Origin of the sequence: Variovorax sp. OV700 (assembly GCF_900099805.1) — a bacterium.
GTDB lineage: Bacteria > Pseudomonadota > Gammaproteobacteria > Burkholderiales > Burkholderiaceae_C > Variovorax.
This window is the reverse complement of sequence record NZ_FNDR01000015.1, coordinates 93,901-108,910: the sequence shown is the minus strand read 5'-3', so window position 1 is coordinate 108,910 and position 15,010 is coordinate 93,901. Positions and strand designations below refer to the sequence as shown.

Sequence of the window (15,010 nt, the reverse complement as noted above, 5' to 3'; positions counted from 1 at the left end):
TGGCCTTGCGCGGCACGTCGTCGCACGAACGTGCAATCGCGCGCCCACGAGCGTCCCGGCCGCCCTTTTTCACTAGCCCACGCGGCGCTGCCCTGCCAATCGCCGCACCACCGTCACCAACCGGTCGATCTCATCGAAGGTGTTGTAGAAGGCCAGCGACGGCCGCACCGTCGTCTCGACACCGAAGCGGCGCAGGATCGGCTGCGCGCAATGGTGGCCCGTGCGCACCGCGATCCCCTCGTCGTTGAGCGCATGGCCCACCTCCTCGGTGGTATGGCCGTCGAGCACGAAAGACATCACGCTGGCCTTGTCGGCCGCCGTGCCGATCAGCCGCACGCCGGGAATCGCGCCCAACTGCGCCATGCCGTACACCAGCAGGTCGTGCTCGTAGCGGGCGATGTTCTCGATGCCCACCTTGTTGACGTAGTCGATGGCCGCGCCCAGCCCCACGGCATCGGCGATGTTGCCGGTACCGGCCTCGAACTTGTTCGGGATCGGCTGGAACACTGTCTTCTCGAAAGTCACGTCGGCAATCATGTTGCCGCCGCCCTGCCACGGTGGCATGTCCTCGAGCACCTCGCGCTTGCCCCAGACCACGCCGATACCGGTGGGGCCGAACACCTTGTGGCCGGAGAAGACGAAAAAGTCGGCGCCAATGTCCTGCACGTCAACGCGCATGTGCGAGACCGACTGCGCGCCGTCGACCAGCGCCTTCGCACCCGCACGATGCGCCAGCTCGACGATCTCCTTCACCGGCACCACGGTGCCTAGCGCATTCGAGACCTGCGTCACGGCGACGATCTTGGTGCGGTCGTTCAACAGCTTGCGGTATTCATCAAGCAGCACCTGGCCCGAATCGTCCACCGGAATCATGCGCAGCTTCGCGCCCTTGGCGGCGGCGAGCTGCTGCCATGGCACGATGTTGGCGTGGTGCTCGAGGTTGGAGACGATGATCTCGTCTCCCTCGCCCACGTGCTGCCCGCCCCAGCTCTTGGCCACGAGATTGATGGCCTCGGTGGTGCCGCGCACGAAGATCACTTCTTCGACCTCGGGTGCGTTGATGAACTTGCGCACCCGCTCGCGCGCGCCCTCGTAGGCGTCCGTGGCGCGAGCGGCCAGTTCATGCGCCGCGCGGTGGATGTTCGAGTTCTCATGCGCGTAGAAGTACGCGATGCGGTCGATGACCGACTGCGGCTTGTGCGTGGTGGCGGCGTTGTCGAACCACACCAGCTGCTTGCCGTTCACACGCTCCTGCAGGATGGGGAAGTCGCGCCGCACGGCGTTGACGTCGAACGGAGGATGCTGGCCGCTGCCGGCAGGCTGCGCTGCGTCGGGACCGCGCGGATCGGGCTTGGCCGGCGTGACGAAGCCGTTGGGAAGGCGCACCGCGTCGACGAAGTAGAACTGCGGCTGCTGGCTCACCTGCGGTTGGCTGCTGCTCCCTCGCCCCTCTGGGGAGAGGGTTGAGGTGAGGGCCGACCCCGCATCTTGGTTCGTCTGCAGGCCCTCACCCCAGCCCTCTCCCGCGAGCGGGAGAGAGGGCAAGACCTGTGGAGGGGCGGACACGGCAGAGGCTGCGCCGGCCGACGGATGCCCGAAGCTGTTGCTCAGGAAGTAGAACGGCGACGCGGAAGGCGAGGCAGGCGCGTTGAGCTGCTGCGGCACGCCCAGCACCGCACTGCCGAGACGAGGCTCGAAAGCCGGCGCCACCGACAGCACGCTGTCCGGCACCCCATTCCCGGCCACCGCGTGCGGCGCCAAGGCCGGCGCACGGTTCGCGAGCGAAGGCAATTGCGTGGGCGATGCCGGCACCAGGTTGGCGCCGGGAATCTGCCCTTGCGGGATCGGCGTGCCGGGCACGCTCGGCCCGAAGCCGGCAGGACTCGCCAGCGGCGAGCCCGGCGGCGCGATGTTGGCGGGGAACTGCGCCCCCGGCAGCAGCAGGGGGTTGGCCACGCCCGGCAACGCGCTCGGCGGCGTGCCGGGCAGCGCGGCGAACATGGCGCTCGCCATGCGCGCGAGAACGGCCGGATCGAACGGCGCCTCGCCCGGAATCGATGGTGTGATGCTCACTGCGGCTTACTTGTAGGTGTCGGGATAGTCGTGGTACTTGCCGATCTCGACGTCGTCGAGCACGGCCAGCGCATCGGTGGTCAGCACCGCCAGCGAGCAGTACAGCGAGATCAGGTAGGACGCGATCGCATGGTTGTTGATGCCCATGAAACGCACCGACAGGCCCGGGCCCTGCTCACCCGACAGGCCCGGTTGAAACAGGCCCACCACGCCCTGGCGCTTGTCGCCCACGCGCAGCAGCAGGATCTTGCTCTTGCCGTCGGCCACCGGCACCTTGTTCGACGGGATCAGCGGAATGCCGCGCCAGGTGATGAACTGCGAGCCGAACAGGCTCACCGTCGGCGGCGGCGTGCCGCGGCGCGTGGCCTCGCGACCGAAGGCGGCAATGGCCAGCGGGTGGGTGAGGAAGAAGGCGGGCTCCTTCCACACCTTGGTCAGCAGCTCGTCGAGGTCGTCGGGGGTGGGCGCCCCGGTCAGCGGGAAGATGCGCTGCTCTTCGCTCACCTGGGCCAAGAGGCCGTAGTCGGGGTTGTTGATGAGCTCGCTCTCCTGGTTCTCCTTGATCGTCTCGATCGTGAGGCGCAGCTGCTCCTTGATCTGGTCGTGCGGGCTGCTGTAGAGGTCGGAGATGCGGGTGTGCACGTCCAACACGGTGCTCACGGCGTTGAGATAGTGCTCGCGCGGGTTCTCTTCGTAGTCGACGAAGGTGCGCGGCAGCTGGTTTTCCTCTTCGCGCGAGGTGCAGGTGACCTTGATCGATTCGGGGTTCCTGACCTTGTTGACGCGGTAGATGCCCGCCTCCACCGGCACCCATTGCAAGAGGTGCGTCAGCCAGCGCGGGCTGATGGTCTCCAGCTGAGGGACTGTCTTGGTGGCATTGGCTAACTGGCGTGCGGCGTTGTCGCCAAGGGCGGTGGTACCACCGACTGTTGCGCTCATGAATCAAGGCTCCGTGTTGAGAAGAAAGTGGCCGCAAGTGTCAGGCGGCATGGGGTTTTCCCTCAACAGGCTATAGCCGCCAAGTTGATCCTTCGCACAAGACGCGATTGCTCCAGCTGCTCGCAGCGCAGCAGCAGGCCCACCATGTTGATGTCCAGGGCCGCCGCCAGTTTGTGCGCCGTGACGATCGAGGGGATGACGCGCCCGCGCTCCACTTCGCCGACATAGGAGCGGTTCAGGTCGGCGCGCTCGGCCAACGCTTCCTGCGACCAGCCCTTGCCTTCGCGCAGCTGGCGGATGGTCACGCCGAAGTCTTCGACGAAATCCTTCATGCACCGACTCCCTTCGGCGCGTTCTGCAGGCTGGCCTGCGTCACGCTCGCGCCCGCGGGCACGTCGTCGGTGATCCACACGTTGCCGCCGATGACCGCGCCCTTGCCCAGCGTCACGCGTCCGAGGATGGTGGCCCCGGCATAGATCACCACGTCGTCTTCCACCACCGGATGGCGCGGCAGGCCCTTTCTCGGGTTGCCCTCGGCATCGGTGGGAAAGCGCTTGGCGCCGAGCGTCACGGCCTGGTACAGGCGCACGCGCTTGCCTATGACGGCGGTCTCGCCGATCACTACACCCGTGCCGTGGTCGATGAAGAAGCCTGCATCGATCTGCGCGCCGGGGTGAATGTCGATACCGGTCTGCGCATGCGCCAGTTCCGCCACGATGCGCGCCAAGAGCGGCAGTCCGAGCTTGTAGAGCTCGTGCGCCAGCCGGTGGTGAATCATCGCGAGCACGCCCGGATAGCACAGGAGCACCTCGTCCACGCTGCGCGCCGCCGGGTCGCCCTGGTAGGCGGCGAGCACGTCGGTGTCGAGCAGGCGACGCAGCTGCGGCAGCGCACCCGCAAAGCGGCGCACCGCATCGGTCGCGGCATCGTCGATCTCACCCGGTGAACGCGGTTCGTGCCGGGCGTTGAATTCAAGCTCGAGGCGTGCCTGTGCCAACAAGGCCTGCAAGGCCGAATCGAGCGAATGGCCGACGTAGAAGTCTTCGCTTTCGTGGCGCAGGTCGGGCGGGCCGAGCCGCATCGGAAACAGCGCGCCCTTGAGCGACTCGACGATCTGCGCGAGCGCGTCGCGCGATGGAAACTCGCGTGCGCCGGGCTCGCGCGAGCGCCGCTGTGAATCGCGCCATTCGTCGCGCACGCCATGCAGCGCGCGCACGATGCCGCTCACCTCGAAATGAGCCATGTGGTTGTTCTCCCTGGAAGGAACGCTGCCGTCAGTCCTGCACCCACGGCAGGCCGTGGAAGCGCCAGCCGTCCGAGGCGCCGCGGTGCTGGTGGGCATCGATCTCGCCCTCGAAGCCCTCGAGCACGTTGAACACGTGCCTGAAGCCGGCCTTGGCGGCTGCTTCCGCCGCGAGTGCCGAGCGCTTGCCGCTGCGGCACAGCAGCAGCGCCACCGCGTCCTTGCCGCCGTGCTTCGCAAGCCTGGCCTCGAGCTCGCGCACAAAGCGCGGATTGCGCGTGAGCGCCGTGCCGGTCGCCCAGGCCACATGCAGGCTCTCGGGCACGTGGCCCACGAACTTGCGCTCCTCGCCCGAGCGCACATCCACCAGCACGGCCCGGCCGCCCTGCACCAGCGCCCATGCGACGGGCGGAGTCACGCCACCGGCGTAGCTCCATCCCTCTTCGGCCGCACGAATGCGCGCTTCCTCGAGGGCGGGCGGCAAGGCGACGACATTTTCAACTTCCACTGACATGCGCTTGGGCTCCTGTGCGTTGCTTCATTTATTCCCATCCGGGTTGATGGCGATGACCATCAATGTAGGAGCGGCGCGACGAGGCTCAAACAACTGAAAAGTCGGTTTTAAACAACCAACTGTTCTAACGATCCGATGCAGCGGCACTCGCTCGTTCTCCGAATATCAAAGCACGTTCTTGTTATTTAACGCCACCGACATCGCTGACTAGCATTTGACCTCGTCCAACCGGTCATAACAGGTCAGCCGCATGTCCACCGCCAAGGCTCTCGAGCCCATCGCCTTTTCCCCCGTCCCGCTCTACACCCAGGTGCGCGAGACGCTGCGCGAGCGCATCCTCGACGGCAGCTACGCACCGCATGCGCAACTGCCGTCGGAAAGCGAAATGGTCGCGCTGTTCAAGGTCAGCCGCATCACGGTGCGCCAGGCGCTGAGCGATCTTCAGCGCGAGAACCTGATCTTCAAGATCCCGGGCAAGGGCACCTTCGTCGCCAGGCCCAAGGCCTTCCAGCACCTCACGCAGCTCGAAGGTTTTGCCGAAGCGATGGTGCGCATGGGCTACGAGATCCGCAACCAGGTCACGAGTCACAAGACCGTGCCGGCCTCGCCGCGCGTGGCGCAGCAACTGGGCCTGGCCGAAGGCACGCCGGTGGCGCAGATCAAGCGTGTGCGGCACCTCAACCGCGCCCCGGTGTCCTACGAAGTGACCTACCTGCCCCACGCCATCGGCGAGCGGCTTCGCCAGGCGGACCTGGCCGGGCGCGACATCTTCCTGATCCTGGAAAACGACTACGGCATCGCCCTCGGCCACGCCGACTTGCAGATCGACGCGATGCTGGCCGACGAGGTGCTCTCGCGCGCACTGAGCGTGCCCGAAGGCACGGCCGTGCTGCGCGTGGAACGCCTCACGCACACCGCTGACGGCGCGCCGCTGGATTTCGAAGACCTCTATTTCCGCGGCGATGCGTTCCAGCACCGGCTCCGCATCGCCCGCGCCAACCCGACGACGAAAGCCAATCCATGAACATCATCACCCGCACCGTCGACGTGCTGGTCATCGGCGGCGGCACGGCCGGCCCGATGGCCGCCGTCAAGGCGAAAGAAGCCAATCCCAAGCTCGAAGTGCTGCTGCTGGAAAAAGCCAACGTCAAGCGCAGCGGCGCCATCTCGATGGGGATGGACGGTCTGAACAACGCGGTGGTGCCGGGCTTCGCCACGCCCGAGCAGTACGTGAAGGAGATCACCACCGCCAACGATGGCATCGTCAACCAGAAGACGGTGATGGCCTATGCGCGCAACAGCTATTCGATGATCGAGGAGCTCGACCGCTGGGGCGTCAAGTTCGAGAAGGACGAGACCGGCGACTACGCGATGCGCAAGGTGCACCACATGGGCACCTACGTGCTGCCGATGCCCGAAGGCCACAACATCAAAAACGTGCTGTATCGGCGCCTCAAGCGCATGCGCGTGGAGATGTCGCAACGCCTGGTGGTCACGCGCCTGCTCACCGCGGCCGACGGCCGCATCGCGGGCGCGATGGCCTTCGACTGCCGTACGGCCGAGTTCCACGTGATCCGCGCGAAATCGGTGGTGCTGGCCACCGGCGCGGCCGGCCGGCTGGGGCTGCCCGCCTCCGGCTACCTCTTCGGCACCTACGAGAACCCGACCAACGCAGGCGACGGCTACAGCATGGCCTACCACGCGGGCGCGGAACTCTCGGGCATCGAGTGCTTCCAGATCAACCCGCTCATCAAGGACTACAACGGCCCCGCTTGCGCCTACGTGACCGGCCCCTTCGGCGGCCACACCACCAACAACAAGGGCGAGCGTTTCATCGAGTGCGACTACTGGAGCGGCCAGATGATGATGGAGTTCTACAACGAGCTGCAGGGCGGCAACGGCCCGGTCTTCCTCAAGCTGAGCCACCTGGCCGAGGAGACCATCGCCACCATCGAGCAGATCCTGCACACCAACGAGCGCCCGAGCCGCGGCCGCTTCCATGCCGGGCGCGGCACCGACTACCGCGCGCAGATGGTGGAGATGCACATCTCCGAGATCGGCCTGTGCAGCGGCCATTCGGCGTCGGGCGTGTGGGTGGACGAGCATGCGCGAACCACCGTGCCGGGCCTGCACGCCGCGGGCGACCTGGCCTGCGTGCCGCACAACTACATGCTCGGCGCGTTCGTGTACGGGCGGCTCGCCGGAGAAAGCGCGGCGCGGCATTGCGCAGAGAACGAACTGCCCGCGCTCGACGAAGAACAGGTGGCCCGCGAGCATGCCCGTGTCAGCGCGCCACTCCTTCGACATGCCAACCTGCGGGGTGGCGACCTGCCGCCCGCGCAGGTCGAATACAAGCTGCGCCGCATGGTCAACGACTACCTGCAGCCGCCGAAGGTGACGCGCAAGATGGAAATCGGTCTCTCGCGATTCGAGCAGATCCACGAAGACCTCGAACAGCTCGCCGCCCCCGGTCCGCACGAACTGATGCGCGCGATGGAGGTGCACGCCATTCGCGACTGCGCCGAGATGGCCGCGCGCGCCTCGCTCTACCGCACCGAGAGCCGCTGGGGCCTGTACCACCACCGCGTGGACTTTCCGGAGCGCAACGACCGCGACTGGTTCTGCCACACGCAGCTGCAAAAGCAAGGCGACGCAATGGTGAGCTTCAAGCGTCCCGTCGATCCCTACATCGTGCCGCTCGATGCGCACGAGATGTCGGCCTACCAGCACCTGCGCGTGCCCGCCGGCGTGCGCGAGCCGGTCGCGGCGTGACACCCCCAATCCCGACAAGAAGAGAGCCCCCCATGCCCCTCGCCTTCAACCCCACCAGCGTGCCCGTTCGCGTGGACGAGGACAAGTGCATCGCCCACAAGGGCTGCACCGTCTGCGTCGATGTCTGCCCGCTCGACGTGCTCGCCATCGACCTCAGCAAGGGCAAGGCCTACATGAAGTTCGACGAATGCTGGTACTGCATGCCTTGCGAGAAGGACTGCCCCACCGGCGCGGTCACCGTCGACATCCCTTACCTGCTGCGCTGAGCCGCGGCCCTGCATTTCAACTGGAGCATCACGATGAAGACCACGAGAAAACCTGCCCTGTGGGGCGCGACCCTCGGCCTCGCGCTGACGCTGGCACTGCCGGCCGCGCGGGGCGAGACCATCCGTATCGCCATCGGCACGCAAGACACCACCATCAACTGCGCCACCGGCGGCCTCTTGATCCGCGAGCTGAAGTTGCTGGAGAAGTACCTGCCGCGCACCGGCAAGTACAAGGACGCGCAGTACCAGATCGAGTGGAAGAACTTCACCTCCGGCGCACCGCTGACCAACGAGATGGTCGCGGGCAAGCTCGACCTCGGCTCGATGGCCGACTTTCCGGGCAGCTTCAACGGCGCAGCCTTTCAGAAGGCCGGGCGCAAGAGCATCTTCATCACCGTGCTCTCGGGCAGCACGACGGGCAGCGGCAACGGCATCGTCGTGCCCAAGGACTCGAAGGTGCAGTCGCTCGCCGAGCTCAAGGGCAAGACCATCTCCGTGCCCTTCGCATCGACCTCGCACGGCATGCTGCTGCGCGCCGTCCAGGCGCAAGGCTGGGCCCCCCTGAAGGACGTGAACATCACCACGCAGGCGCCCGAGGTGGCCGGCCCCGCGCTGCAGGCCGGCAAGGTCGAGGCGCATGCAGACTTCGTGCCGTTCGCCGAGCTGTTCCCGTACCGCGGCTTCGCACGCAAGATCTACGACGGTTCGCAGGCGAACGCGCCCACCTTCCACGGCAGCCTGGTCGACGAGGACTACGCCAAGAAGTACCCCGAGGTCGTCACCGCCTACCTGCGCGCCGCGCTCGAAGCCGATCGCCTCGTGGCCGCCGAGCCCGAGAAGTACAGCGAGCTGATCGCCAAAGTCACGGGCATCGAGGCCGAGGTCAACTACCTGTTCCATGGCCCGCTCGGCCTGCAGACGCGTGACCTGAGCTGGAAGCCCGAGTACCGCCAGGCGGTGAAGACGTCGCTCGACACGCTGCGCCTCTTGAAGCGCACCGACAACGACATCGATGCCAATGCCTTCGTGCAGGACGGCTACATCCGCGCCGCCTTCAAGGAAGCCGGCCTGGACTACGACAGGCAGTTGAAGAACTACGCCCGCGCCCCGCTGGTGGCGAAAGACGCCGCCACGGGTAAGCCCATCGCCGACGTGAGCCGGGTGGCCCAGGTCTGGGTGGCCGGCGAGCCGCTGGTGCGGCACTACGCCTCGCCCGAGAACGCCTTCGGCGACCTGCAAAAGCTGGAGAAGGCCGGCAAGAAAGCGCGCGTCGTCTATGCGCAGGACCGCAGCAGCGGCAACAAGCTGCTCGCGGCCGATGCGTGGTTCGTGCTCGGCGCCAAGGGCGAGGTCGATGCCTTCCTGCTCAAGGACCAAGCCGAGGGATGGGCCGCGAAGAACGGCGGCAAGGTGGCGGACTTCGCCGGCGTGCGCGCCGCGCTGGCCGGCTGACGCGCCCCGCCTCGCGTTTTTTTGCAACCTCACCTCCCCATGGCCAGCTTCTTCCATGCCAACCTGCCGCGCGCCACATGGCGCATCGCGGCGCTGCTCGCCTGCGTGATCGCATGGCACATCGCCACGGGCCAGCGTATGAACCTGGGCTTCATCACTTTTCAGAACGTGCCGTCGCCGCGCGAGGTGGCCGAGTCCGCGTGGTCGCTGGTGCAGTCGCCGCTGGTGCTGCAGCACCTGTCAGCGAGCCTGCGCCGCGTGTTCATCGGCTTCGGCCTCGCGGCAGTGGCCGGCGTGGCGCTGGGCCTCGCGATCGGCCGTGCCCGCTGGGCCGAGGACACGCTGCTGCCGCCGCTCGAAGTGCTGCGGCCGATTCCCGCGGTGGCGTGGATCCCGCTGGCCATCCTGATGTTCCCGTCGTCGGAGGCATCGATGGTCTTCATCACCTTCGTGGGGGCGCTCTTCCCCGTGCTGCTCAACACCGTGCACGGCGTCGAGGCCGTGGACGCCCGCCTCGTCGCCTCGGCGCGCAGCCTGGGCGCCGGCCGGCTCTCGGTGTTCCGCGAAGTGATCCTGCCGGGTGCCATGCCGAGCGTCGTCACCGGCCTGGCCATCGGCATGGGCACCGCCTGGTTCTGCCTGGTCACGGCCGAGATGATCTCCGGTCAATTCGGCATCGGCTACTACACGTGGATGTCGTACACGATCCAGAACTACGCCGACATCGTGGTCGGCATGCTCTTCATCGGCGTGCTCGGCATGGGCAGCAGTGCGCTGGTGCGATGGATCGGCCAGGTGCTGATGCCCTGGCGCGCCATGCAGGAGAAAAGATCGTGAAGGCCGATGTGCAAACCGGCCGCATCGCCATCGACGACCTGCGCGTGCGCCTGGGCCATGGCGCCCAGGCCTTCGACGCAGTGCAGGACATCACGCTGCATGTCGAACCCGGCGAGTTCATCTGCCTGCTCGGCCCTTCGGGCTGCGGCAAGTCGACGCTGCTGGGCGCATTGGCCGGCCACCTGACGCCCGCGGGCGGCACCATTCAGGTGGACGGTGAGGCGGTGCGCGGGCCGCATCCGGACCGAGGCCTCGTCTTCCAGCACCACACGCTTTTCCCGTGGAAGAAGGTGCTGGACAACGTCGCCTTCGGACTGAAGATGCAGGGCGTCGGCCGACGAGAACGCCATGCCCGGGCGCACGAGATGCTGCGGCTCGTCGGCCTCGGCGACTTCGCGGGCTTCTACCCCTCCCAGCTCTCGGGCGGCATGCAGCAGCGCGCAGAAATTGCGCGGGTGCTCATCAACCATCCACGTGTGATGCTGATGGACGAGCCCTTCGGCGCGCTCGACGCCCAGACCCGGCTCATGATGCAGCGCCAGCTGCTCGATGCCTGGGCGCGCGTGCGCACCACCATCGTCTTCATCACGCACGACATCGACGAAGCGCTGTTTCTCGGCGACCGCGTGCTCGTGATGGGGCCGAGGCCGGGCCGCATCGTCGCCGAATTCGAACTCGACTTCGCCCGGCCTCGCGATCCCTCGCTGGTCACGTCTTCCGGATTCATCGCGCTCAAACGGCGCTGCCTGGAGCTGCTGCATCCGCACGCGGACGCCAGCGCGCCGCTGGAACGCCTCACGCCGCTCGGCGCCCCCGCCGCAGCGCAGCTGCGCTTCGCCATCTGAAAGAAAAATGAACCCCGCCCTCCACGACGATCCCGAACTTCAGGCCATTGCCGCACGGCTGGACTCCCCCGACGCCGAAGTGCGCCGCATCGCCGTGATGGACCTGGGAGACCTGGCCGACGAGGCGCACACGCCGCTGCTGGTCGCCGCGCTGCGCGACGATGCGCCGGCCGTGCGCGCCGCCGCCGCGCTGGCGCTCGAAACCATGGAGAACCAGGCGGCCGTCGAAGGGCTGGCGCAAGCGCTCGACGACCCCGACGCGCAGGTGCGCGATGCCGCCGCCCACAGCCTCGCCGAACTGAAGGAGCCTGCGTCCGCCGCCTGGCTGCTGCCGCACGCGGGCACCGGAGCGGCGCGGGTACGCGCCGCCGTGCTGCGTGCACTGCGCGAGCTGCGCGTGCCCGCCAGCGCCCAGCCAGCGCTGGCGGTGTTGCAGCAGCGACGCCCCGCCGACGACACCGCCGATGCCATCGCCTTGCGCCGGGAGGCCATCGGCGTGCTCGGCTACCTGAAGCATGCGCCCGCGCTGCCCGCGCTGGCCGGCCTCGCCGTTGCCGACCCCGTGGATGAAGTGCGCCGCGCGGCCGTGGGCGCGCTGGCATTCGCAATCGGCAATGTCGATGCGCGCGCCGCACTGGAAACGGCGCTGCGCGACGCCAGCTGGCAGGTGCGGGAAGAAGCCGCCACCGCGCTCGGCAAGCTGCACCAGCCCGTCGCGTCGGCCGCACTGCTGGTCGCGCTGGACGACCCCTATTGGCAGGTGCGCCTGCGCGCGGCGCGCAGCCTCGGCCGGCTGCGAAGCACCGGGAGCGTCTCGGCGCTGCTCGCGACGCTGGGCCACGGCATCAGCAACTTGCGCAAGGAGGCGGCACTCGCGCTCGGTGAGATCGGCGACGCCGCCGCGCTGCCCGCGCTCGAACTCGCCGCCGACGATCCCGACCCGGAAGTGCGCAAGTCGGCCCGACTGGCCATCGCGCAGATCGGCACCGCCGCACATGGCACCTGAGTCCATCATCGACCATCGCGCGCGCGCCGCGCTGGAGTTCTGCTGGGCGGATGGCGCGCGGCATCTGGCCACGTACGGCCTGCTGCGATCGAGCTGCCCTTGCGCCGATTGCAAGGCCCAGCGTTCAATCGGCACGGCCGGGCAGGATGGCGAAGCAGAAGCGTTGCCGTCGGCCGCAGTCATACGACTCACGGACATCCTGCCCGTGGGCGCCTACGGCGTGCAGTTCGTCTTCAGCGATGGCCACGACCGGGGGATCTTTCCCTGGGGCTTCCTGAGAGAACTGCTGGACAGAAGTGCCTCCCCGAGGCCGCAGGCGATGAAGTAGGCATCTCTCCACCTGAAAATGTCGGCAAATGTGATGTATTTCACAAATTTAGCCCCGCGCTTGCAGATATGCCCGGTTGCGACCTGTCGCACGCGAGAACACACTTTCCCTCCCAAAACAAGCCGGCACATTTTGGGGCATCGCTCGCCGGCACCCGGAGGACCGAATGCCGCTCTCGTTCTTGATGAGACTTCTCCACACCCAACTACCGGTGCAGGTCGTTGAGCCGGAAGAAGTTCGACATGTGTCCGTGCTCATGGCCACGGGGTTGATCGAAGCCAGGATTACAGCGCTTCAGCCCGCGGGGCGGTACGCCCAGGCCTCGATGGCAACGGTGGAGAGCATCACCGACGAGGGCCTCGCCGAGATCGCGAAGCTGGGCGACATTCGCAACTTCGCGCATACCTCGATGCGATTTGCTCGCGGAGCGCGATTGATGTGATCCAGGATTGAAGACTGGAAAGGCACATGGGACACACGCTGTTCACCCAAGTCCTGGCTGCGCGACTGCCGATGCAGTTCTGGGGCGACTCTGTCATCGATCAATTGAAGCACCTGGAAGATGCCGGATACATCAAGGTGGCATTCTCACCACCGCACGGCGCAGCACCGCCCCGCGCGACAGTGAACGAGATCACGCATCTGGGACGCGCCGTGGCCCGCTACTGCGGAACAGACGACGGCTTTTCCAGTCGGCCACATCAGGGGATGCGCGTTGGCGTCGAGCCTCGTCATCGTGTGGCTTTCCCAACGCTCGCCGGTCAGCGCACTTGAACGACCAGGGGATGCGCACGCCACTCTTGCAGGTCGGCGCGGCCCTTTGCGGGGTGGCACTGGCCGGAGCTGGCTGACATCGCCGCCAGCGACTCACTTCTTGCGGCGCCGCCCCAGCGCGACATGGATCGGCAGGCCCGCGGCCGACGCGAGCCCTGCGATCCAATGGACCTTGCTGATCCAGGGCCGGGCCTCTTCGCCGCCGAAGTAATAGAGCGCGTAGCCCGTCAGGACCATTGCGCCCAGTAGCCCCAGGAAGACAAGCCCGCTCTTGTGATTCTTGCGCAGGTGCCACGCACGCACGACGTGGTTCAGCAGCACCGTGCCGACGATTACCAGGAAGCCCATGGCTGCCGCGCCGTGAAGGCGCAGCCACCACGGCTCGGAGGGATGATGCAGGTCTCCGAATTCGCCCGAGATCGCGAGGAAGTAGTGGGCGACCAGCCAACCCGCGCCCGACAGCAACAGCAGGCCCGCCATCCCGTAGACCCAGCGCTCATGCCTGCGGCCCAGCCGAACAGGCTGTGGCCAGCCGTGGTGAAGATGTGGTGGCCTCACGCAGCGGTTGCCTCGGCCGGCATCCCGACGCCGCATTGCCGCATCCCCCGGCTGTCGATCACGATGGCCTGCGCGCGAAAGCGTTCGAGGATGCCCGGCGCGGCCTGCGCTGCGAGCCGCACGATCTTCGTCAACGCGTCGGCCGTCATGCCCTCGGGTGCAACGACCGTGACACTTTGCCGCCAGCGGACACACGCGCGGCGCACAGGGTCGACCAACGGCTCCGTCACGCCGCCGCCGGACATCCGCTCCGAGAAATAGCCACTGGACGTGGCCACGGCGCAATCGCTGAAAACGCCCACCGGCACCAGCGAAGCCGGCGCATCGGGATGGCGCACATGAATCGGCTGCGGCTCGCCGAAGAAGCGCAGGTCGCCGCCGGCGTTGACGACGCCGCTCGCCAGGCCATGAGCACGCAGCGCGCCGATGGCGCAATCGACGGCATACCCCTTGGCAATGCCGCCCAGGTCGATCCATCCCTTGCGGCGCCAGCGGACGCGATCGTCGGGCAGCAGCACCAGGTCACGAAAAGTGGCCGCCGCGGCGGTATCCGCCACGACGCCGTCTTGCCGCGGCAGGAAGTCGTCGCGCATCAATACGTCGGCGATCGTGACGTCGAAGGCGCCGTTCGACAGTTCGCTCAGCGTCCGGGCGAAATGCAGGACGTGGGAGGTGTGCGGATCGACGCCGATCTCGCATCCGGCATCGGCGGCATTGATCCTGGAAACATCGCTGTGCGGCGCATGGAAACTCATGAGCCGATCGATCCGCTCGATGGCCGCGAATGCCGCGTCGAGCGCCGCCGGCAGGCTGGCCGATGCGCCGGTCGCGGCGATCTCGACCAAGGTCCCGAGCAGCGGCCTCGCGCGGCGCAGACTACTTGAGCGCAATGGCATAGGTGGCCAGCACACGCTTGACGCCGTCGGTCACGTGCCTGGCTGACAGCGTCGCGCCACTGATGTTGTGTATGTCCTGCTCCAGCTTGAGAGGCGCTGCGGAGGTCTTGCCCGTGAACTGCTTGCGCCAATCGGGGTTGCGCACCTCGTAGCCATAGGACTCGCGGTAGTCGACGATTTCGATCTGCCTGACGCTGCCGTCGGCATTCAGTCCCACGGCATAGGTGATGAACTCGTGCTTGCCCACCACCTCGTCGAGGATGAACCATCCGCCGCCGCTGGCCTTCCAGGCCTTGATCTCCTTGTGCCGCACGTTGACGTCGGTGGTGTCCTCGATTTTCCTGGCCTGCTGATCGGTCAGCGTGATGAACGCCGGCGTCAGCTTCTCACCAGCAAAAATCGCCTGCTGGGCTTCTTCGGTGGTGAAATAGGTCGTCGCATAGACCGACGTGGAGATTGCGGCCAGTGGAAGCCACGCCCATTGATTGAGCTTCATGCCGTGTTCCG

18 protein-coding genes are annotated in these 15,010 nt (G+C 67.0%); 10 read left to right on the top strand and 8 right to left on the bottom strand.

The window, feature by feature from the left end; all coding sequences use genetic code 11:
• Positions 1 to 72 precede the first annotated feature (72 nt).
• The 5 genes from BLR24_RS26730 to BLR24_RS26710 form a co-directional block, all read right to left on the bottom strand.
• Positions 73 to 2,073 (bottom strand): family 2A encapsulin nanocompartment cargo protein cysteine desulfurase, encoded by a 2,001-nt coding sequence (locus BLR24_RS26730; RefSeq protein WP_175543357.1) that lies wholly within the window; start codon positions 2,071 to 2,073, stop codon positions 73 to 75.
• Positions 2,074 to 2,079: 6 nt separating this feature from the next.
• Positions 2,080 to 3,012: a family 2A encapsulin nanocompartment shell protein gene (locus BLR24_RS26725; RefSeq protein ID WP_093023085.1), complete on the bottom strand. Its 933-nt coding sequence runs from the start codon at positions 3,010 to 3,012 to the stop codon at positions 2,080 to 2,082.
• A 62-nt stretch (positions 3,013 to 3,074) separates the two neighbouring features.
• Positions 3,075 to 3,344 carry a helix-turn-helix domain-containing protein gene (locus BLR24_RS26720; RefSeq protein WP_012747027.1) on the bottom strand — a complete coding sequence of 90 codons (270 nt, stop codon included), beginning with the start codon at positions 3,342 to 3,344 and terminating at the stop codon, positions 3,075 to 3,077.
• Complete coding sequence (epsC, locus tag BLR24_RS26715; protein WP_093023083.1) at positions 3,341 to 4,255, bottom strand: serine O-acetyltransferase EpsC; 915 nt, start codon at positions 4,253 to 4,255, stop codon at positions 3,341 to 3,343. Before epsC ends, BLR24_RS26720 begins: the two co-directional genes overlap by 4 nt.
• Positions 4,256 to 4,286: 31 nt before the next feature.
• Complete coding sequence (locus BLR24_RS26710; RefSeq protein WP_093023081.1) at positions 4,287 to 4,769, bottom strand: rhodanese-like domain-containing protein; 483 nt, start codon at positions 4,767 to 4,769, stop codon at positions 4,287 to 4,289.
• 250 nt (positions 4,770 to 5,019) lie between these two features.
• Between BLR24_RS26710 and BLR24_RS26705 the strand changes: the two genes are divergently transcribed.
• The 10 genes from BLR24_RS26705 (at position 5,020) to BLR24_RS26660 (ending at position 13,049) form a co-directional block, all read left to right on the top strand.
• Entirely contained in the window at positions 5,020 to 5,793 is a 774-nt protein-coding gene (locus BLR24_RS26705; RefSeq protein ID WP_093023079.1) for a GntR family transcriptional regulator, read from the top strand.
• Positions 5,790 to 7,541: a fumarate reductase/succinate dehydrogenase flavoprotein subunit gene (locus tag BLR24_RS26700; RefSeq protein ID WP_093023077.1), complete on the top strand. Its 1,752-nt coding sequence runs from the start codon at positions 5,790 to 5,792 to the stop codon at positions 7,539 to 7,541. The genes BLR24_RS26705 and BLR24_RS26700 overlap by 4 nt, the downstream gene beginning before the upstream one ends.
• A gap of 32 nt (positions 7,542 to 7,573) precedes the next feature.
• A complete protein-coding gene (locus tag BLR24_RS26695; protein WP_018904228.1) occupies positions 7,574 to 7,807 on the top strand; it encodes a 4Fe-4S dicluster domain-containing protein in 234 nt (77 codons plus the stop codon).
• A 33-nt stretch (positions 7,808 to 7,840) separates the two neighbouring features.
• Positions 7,841 to 9,259 carry an ABC transporter substrate-binding protein gene (locus BLR24_RS26690; protein WP_093023075.1) on the top strand — a complete coding sequence of 473 codons (1,419 nt, stop codon included), beginning with the start codon at positions 7,841 to 7,843 and terminating at the stop codon, positions 9,257 to 9,259.
• 39 nt (positions 9,260 to 9,298) lie between these two features.
• Complete coding sequence (locus BLR24_RS26685) at positions 9,299 to 10,096, top strand: ABC transporter permease (protein ID WP_093023073.1); 798 nt, start codon at positions 9,299 to 9,301, stop codon at positions 10,094 to 10,096.
• Positions 10,093 to 10,941 carry an ABC transporter ATP-binding protein gene (locus BLR24_RS26680; protein WP_093023071.1) on the top strand — a complete coding sequence of 283 codons (849 nt, stop codon included), beginning with the start codon at positions 10,093 to 10,095 and terminating at the stop codon, positions 10,939 to 10,941. The genes BLR24_RS26685 and BLR24_RS26680 overlap by 4 nt, the downstream gene beginning before the upstream one ends.
• Positions 10,942 to 10,948: 7 nt before the next feature.
• A complete protein-coding gene (locus BLR24_RS26675; RefSeq protein WP_093023069.1) occupies positions 10,949 to 11,947 on the top strand; it encodes a HEAT repeat domain-containing protein in 999 nt (332 codons plus the stop codon).
• Entirely contained in the window at positions 11,937 to 12,275 is a 339-nt protein-coding gene (locus BLR24_RS26670) for a gamma-butyrobetaine hydroxylase-like domain-containing protein (protein WP_093023067.1), read from the top strand. The genes BLR24_RS26675 and BLR24_RS26670 overlap by 11 nt, the downstream gene beginning before the upstream one ends.
• 166 nt (positions 12,276 to 12,441) lie before the next feature.
• Positions 12,442 to 12,717: a hypothetical protein gene (locus BLR24_RS26665; protein WP_093023065.1), complete on the top strand. Its 276-nt coding sequence runs from the start codon at positions 12,442 to 12,444 to the stop codon at positions 12,715 to 12,717.
• Positions 12,718 to 12,743: 26 nt separating this feature from the next.
• Positions 12,744 to 13,049 (top strand): hypothetical protein, encoded by a 306-nt coding sequence (locus BLR24_RS26660; RefSeq protein ID WP_175543356.1) that lies wholly within the window; start codon positions 12,744 to 12,746, stop codon positions 13,047 to 13,049.
• Between the two features lie 93 nt (positions 13,050 to 13,142).
• On the opposite strand, the gene BLR24_RS26655 is transcribed toward BLR24_RS26660, so the two are convergent.
• The 3 genes from BLR24_RS26655 to BLR24_RS26645 are packed head-to-tail and all read right to left on the bottom strand — an operon-like array spanning position 13,143 to position 14,999.
• On the bottom strand, positions 13,143 to 13,607 hold the full coding sequence (locus tag BLR24_RS26655) for a hypothetical protein (RefSeq protein WP_093023197.1): 465 nt from the start codon (positions 13,605 to 13,607) through the stop codon (positions 13,143 to 13,145).
• On the bottom strand, positions 13,604 to 14,503 hold the full coding sequence (locus tag BLR24_RS26650) for an FAD:protein FMN transferase (protein ID WP_093023063.1): 900 nt from the start codon (positions 14,501 to 14,503) through the stop codon (positions 13,604 to 13,606). Before BLR24_RS26650 ends, BLR24_RS26655 begins: the two co-directional genes overlap by 4 nt.
• Positions 14,484 to 14,999, bottom strand: a complete 516-nt coding sequence (locus tag BLR24_RS26645) for an FMN-binding protein (protein WP_093023061.1) — start codon at positions 14,997 to 14,999, stop codon at positions 14,484 to 14,486. The genes BLR24_RS26650 and BLR24_RS26645 overlap by 20 nt, the downstream gene beginning before the upstream one ends.
• Positions 15,000 to 15,010: the final 11 nt, after the last annotated feature.